Here is a 5186-nt window from a genome sequence, read left to right on the forward strand (position 1 = left end):
TGGTGGAATTGATTTTATCGAAAGAGCGTCCTTTTTTCAATTTTCGGCTTCCTGATTCTGGTTAATCAACAGGCGTGCTTCTCTGTAAATAAAAACGCAAGAATCTCGAACAAGTTCATTTTCTCATAATCAATTTGTCCAACCTGGCTCTCATGAATATCTAGGTAACCTGTTCGTTCCAGCATACGCAATAGTACCCGTCGTGATTGGGAGGGTTCATTGCTGGATACTTTAGGAAGTATTTCGATAGAGCAAGATGATAATTGAATGAAGCCAACATAATTAATGAAAGTAACGCTTTTCCTTGATACTCGAATCAGATCCTGATCCAATCGATTCATTGATATATAACTGGATAGTTCATCCGCCTGTAATGTAGATAAAGCGCTGCTCTCATGATCGGATATAAGAATTGACGCATAGCATTCCGTTACAACAAAATGTTTCATTCGACTTCTTCCTGCTTATCAGCATTTTCATTTTGTTTATAGATGCGAGTCAATGCCTTCAGTGTTGGGTTAGTTTGTACTGTATAACGAGTTTTCTCATACTCTGGCAGTTCAGTTGTGTGGACAAACAATTGGTTAGCAGAGACTGTTTTCTTTATAATCAAAAAGTCTTTGTCCTTTTCATTCTTCCCGGCCCCACCCAACATAAGCTCTATAGATTCCCAGTTGTCATAAAAATATTCCTGCAGCAACGGAATGATTCTTTGTTGCATAACGCCTATATAATAGTCCAATGTCGGCTTCTCAGTAATAAAGTAAGCATGCCCGACAACATGATCACGATCAAAAAGGTATTCGATTCGGGCATTTATTGTTTGAAGCAGAAGACGTACATCCAAACCTTCAACATCTGATGGAAGCACATTATAATCGGGCATCATCTCAAAGTCTACGAAGTGCGGTATCAAGCAATGCGATGGAACGATCGGATGTATTCATCGTACCAAGAATATGAACGTTAGAAGGCACATTGAATTTATATCCTGAATACGGCAAGGTAACCGATATCTCATTTTTCTGCCCTAATCTTTTATCAGGTTCAATCAAAGTAATTAACTCTCCAAATATTTTGGAAATATTACCACGATTTATCTCATCAATCACGATAACAAACTGGGATTCACCTGTCCCCTGCTCATTTCTTCCAGTGATTAACTCTCGAAGGCTTTCTATATTCAAATCTTCTTTTGCCAGCATGTAGATTGCCTGCTGTTGAAAGTTTTTATCAAGCAGTATTCGCTCTACTGGAACGATATCTGCATCATCCTTACTAACCCACAGCCACTCTACATTACGAAAGTGATGATAGTCAATTACTCCTGCTTCGTCATATTCATACTCGCCAGTAACCTTGCCGATTGCTCTTGCTTTATAATTCCCGTTTGAAACAATTACAATATCGTCAATATCAATTCCATGTTTGAATCGATGAACCGCATCTGCTCCAAATTTTCTTTCATCGTTAGCTAACCCGAAATATCTTTCTCGAATTGTAATCTTATCGCTACACTGGCCATAATCGACTTGATTTCCCCAGCCCAAAGCAATCTTATTGTTCTGAACGCAATAATCATATATGTCATCATTGGCATCTTTCGAATTGCCCAGAGATATTTTATGAAAATTGATGGTGCTTAAATCAAAATCATATGTATGCTTTTTCTTGGTGACTACAGCCCTAGCTGCGTTGCAGATACGCTTGAACACGCCATCCCGGACTTCATATCCTTCTGATTCTTTCACGAAACGAATTCCTTCTACAAAATCTTCATAGCTGTACGACTGATGAAATGTGCAAAAAACGACTTGATTGCTTTCGATGTAACGGTTATACAGTTGAACAGCCTCATCACGTCGTGCCGGATTGGTTAGTAAATCGAGTTCAACATCTGGATTAAGAACTTCTAACGCATGATTAATAACATTATAAGTCTTGCCAGTACCCGGAGGACCATAAAGAATCAGGTTTTTTGCCACAGTTTTGTTCATATTGTCAGAATTACCTCCAAGTGAACTAGAATCGAACATCATAACTAGGTTACATATATCTATGAAATCATAGACTAAATATCCATTTTCTGAAGAGTACTGAAGCACATATCTGGCTGCAATTAGGCATAATTCATACCGTTCCAAAACATCATTTGGGAATGTAATATCAAATGTCTCAAGAAATCTTGAAAACTCGTTTGGTTGGTATAATATATAATTATTAGGATCATGAGCTGAGAGTAGAAGAGCCAGCAATTGTACCGTTATGAGTAGAGATCCTCTATTGGGGTTGATAAGTTTACCGGAGGTAAGAAGCTTTTCATAATGCGTATTGAAGTGTTTTCTTACTTCTAGCGTCAAGCCATTATCTATAAGCTCGGTAAAGAGTTCATAAAATTCTCCTATTGAAAGCTCTTCTAGAAGGACTTTAAAGTTTCTAACCTGCTGGTACTGGGAGGTCAATAATCTCTCCATATTTTTTACAAGATCCTTATTAGAAGCATCTCGTCCCGCGAATAAATCCAACAATCCCTTTTTCGCCTGTTCAGTTTCTGATGAAATCAAATTCATCCATTCTGCTAATCGATTTAACACAGAAAGTTTGGATTGGCGCTCCAAGTCATATTCTTTCTCATTCACTCTCCTGTACTCAGAAAATCGCTCAAGTATTCTGTCAAGATTACTGTTATTCAATGAGAAGGACTCTGCTTGGGCAAAGAGTCCTTTTAACACTGAATTCAATTCTTTTTGCCATCCAATTCTGCTTGGACGGTTCCCCTTATTTGAAAGCTCATCTTTATAATGAACCATTGTAGCATCTGAGATAGTTGCAGTGGGAAACTTGTTCCAAAGCATTTCCATAGCGGCTTTCTTAGCAGCATCCAACCTGCCAATAATATCGGCTGATTCAATTTCCTCATGATTATCTAGAAGCTTAACTCCGTAGTGATTATCATCATATTTCACGGTCAAAATATAAAACCGAGTTTCTTTCCCCTTTCGATATTCACGGTTGACAATACTCTTTTGGATTCTTTGATTGATCTCTTCGGTTGACATTATTCAACTGCTCCTCCATGACCGATGCTAAAGCTGGACATATTCATTACCATGCAAAAAATACAACCCTGTCTCTTTGACCTTCAAACCAAAAGCTCGTTCTAGTTCTTCCACATAAGCTGTCACCTGCGGCCGGTAGAAATCAACAAATGCCTGCTGCTGTCCATCTTCATAGACATCGGTCTTAAAGTCGATGACGACCCAGCCATCCTCTTCTTCAAATAGAAAATCGATAACGCCTTTCAGGAAGAGTGTTTTTGCTGTGGCACCTTCTATTGTTATGTCAGTTCGAATGGTCCGTAAGGGTAACTCATGAATTTTGCGCTTTGCTCTCAATGCCCGTTTCCAAAGCGGATGATTTACAACATCTTCCATCATTGTCTTTACATCCGGAATAAGCGACTCTTCCATGCCCTCTTCTTCAGCGATGAATTGGATTTGGAGTTCCAACTGTCCCGGTGTTGCAATAGATCCCAGCAATTCAATGCATCGATGTACTGTGCTGCCAAACGCCATCCCCCTGCCCTTTAGAGGCCTAGGTGGTTGCGCAGTTCCCGATTTCGCTAGTTCCGTCACTGAAGCTGTCCGGTATGTCGGCTCAGCCAACTTGCTGCGCCATTCTCGAATTTCAGCTTCATCCACTTTTTGATCATGCACGACATCGTAGAGCGAGGGGATCACCGGCGCAATAGTAGCATCGAACAACTCCATCCCTTCATGAAGACCGCTTTCAAAGCTACTCCATGGGTCAATCGCGGGGCGATCCGGATATCGACTGATGATCATTAGTTGCTTCGCGCGAGTAGCGGCAACATATAGCAATCGTTCTTTCTCAGCATTCATATACAATCGTTCTCTCTCGGCGAGCTCTATCCAGCCAGGGGGATGTGCTATAACTTCTTCCTGATATCCCTTTCGTCGTATGATACTAAAGTAACCACGTGCTGGAATGTCAGAACGATCTATGTGTTCGGAAGCGTCGTGATCAGATTCTCCACACGGACAGGCCAAGAATACCACAGGCGCTTCAAGCCCTTTTGCTTTATGGAGGTTCATAATACGGACGGCATTCTGCTGACCTGCGAATAAATCCCCGCACTCAAGCCTCGCTTCTTCCACCATCTTGAGCAAATAAGAACATAGCTCAGGCCAACATGTTACGGCCATGCTATCCTTTTGCAGCACATGCAGGAGCTTTATCAGTGTTCCAGCGCGTGCTCGACCAGTTGACCTAACTGCCGCAAACGGAATCAGCCCGAGATCCTCTACGATATGAATGAGTGCTGACAGTGCCGGCAACTGCCGAATGATGCGCGCATATTCCGCAATCTTCTCCAACGCCATGTATACAGGCAGCGACTGTTCGAATACCTCCTCCCGATTCGGTAAGTATGTATATGAGATAGGAAATCCTTGCATTTTGTAATGAAACAGCGCGTTGTCGCTGACGGTAAATAACATTCCCTTCAGTACAGCAAGTAGGGAAATCCGATCGCCTTGGTCATTCAGGCAGTTTGCAAGTAAAGAAAGAGCGCCTATTTCCTCATACATCGCTGAGCTCCCGGATGTAATTGATGGAACTCCGTATTGTTCAAGCTTTTCAGCATAGAGATGCAAAAATTCCCTACGTTTCAAGAGCACAAGAAAATCACCTGGAGTTGCATCCCTCAAGACATTACCACCATCATATCCTGATTGCTTCTCTTGAATTTTCAGCTGTCCACTGCAGGCCCAAGCAATGTATCGAGCAACCCGGTCCGAGTCTGCTTCCGCAATAGCGGCCTTTCCTCCTGACATTTTCGTATGGGTGATTGTATAGACACCGTGCAACATATTGTCACTCGGATTTCCCGATCTGGTCTCCATCGTTACAAATGCTGCCTGATGTTCCGTTTCAGTACTCGGAAATCTCTCGATAAATTCACCATTCACAAACTGACCGATAGCATGAACGGAACGAAAATTAGCACTTAACTGAAGTACTTCCCCACATGACCTGATTTTGTTCTTAACCCAGTTATAAGTGGATATATCCGCGCGGCGGAATCGATAGTAGGGTAAGAACCCCGCGCCTTACCACATTCCTGTGACAGGTTTCGAAGAACTCCCCTCCGAACCGTACGTACT

The 5186-nt window shown here is 41.9% G+C and carries 4 protein-coding genes; all 4 read right to left on the reverse strand.

Annotation, left to right across the window (positions count from 1 at the left end; genetic code table 11):
- Positions 1-65: 65 nt before the first annotated feature.
- The 4 genes from NLX71_RS25895 to NLX71_RS25910 are packed head-to-tail and all read right to left on the reverse strand — an operon-like array spanning position 66 to position 4925.
- Positions 66-449 carry an McrC family protein gene (locus NLX71_RS25895; protein WP_254366658.1) on the reverse strand — a complete coding sequence of 128 codons (384 nt, stop codon included), beginning with the start codon at positions 447-449 and terminating at the stop codon, positions 66-68.
- Positions 446-889 carry a hypothetical protein gene (locus NLX71_RS25900; RefSeq protein ID WP_254366659.1) on the reverse strand — a complete coding sequence of 148 codons (444 nt, stop codon included), beginning with the start codon at positions 887-889 and terminating at the stop codon, positions 446-448. Before NLX71_RS25900 ends, NLX71_RS25895 begins: the two co-directional genes overlap by 4 nt.
- Before the next feature lies 1 nt (position 890).
- The gene (locus tag NLX71_RS25905) at positions 891-3059 is read right to left on the reverse strand and encodes an AAA family ATPase (protein ID WP_254366660.1); all 2169 of its coding nucleotides are present in this window, start codon (positions 3057-3059) and stop codon (positions 891-893) included.
- 27 nt (positions 3060-3086) lie between these two features.
- Positions 3087-4925, reverse strand: a complete 1839-nt coding sequence (locus NLX71_RS25910) for a 3'-5' exonuclease (RefSeq protein ID WP_254366661.1) — start codon at positions 4923-4925, stop codon at positions 3087-3089.
- Positions 4926-5186: the final 261 nt, after the last annotated feature.

This window comes from Paenibacillus sp. MZ04-78.2 (assembly GCF_024213375.1).
Classification (GTDB): domain Bacteria; phylum Bacillota; class Bacilli; order Paenibacillales; family NBRC-103111; genus Paenibacillus_G.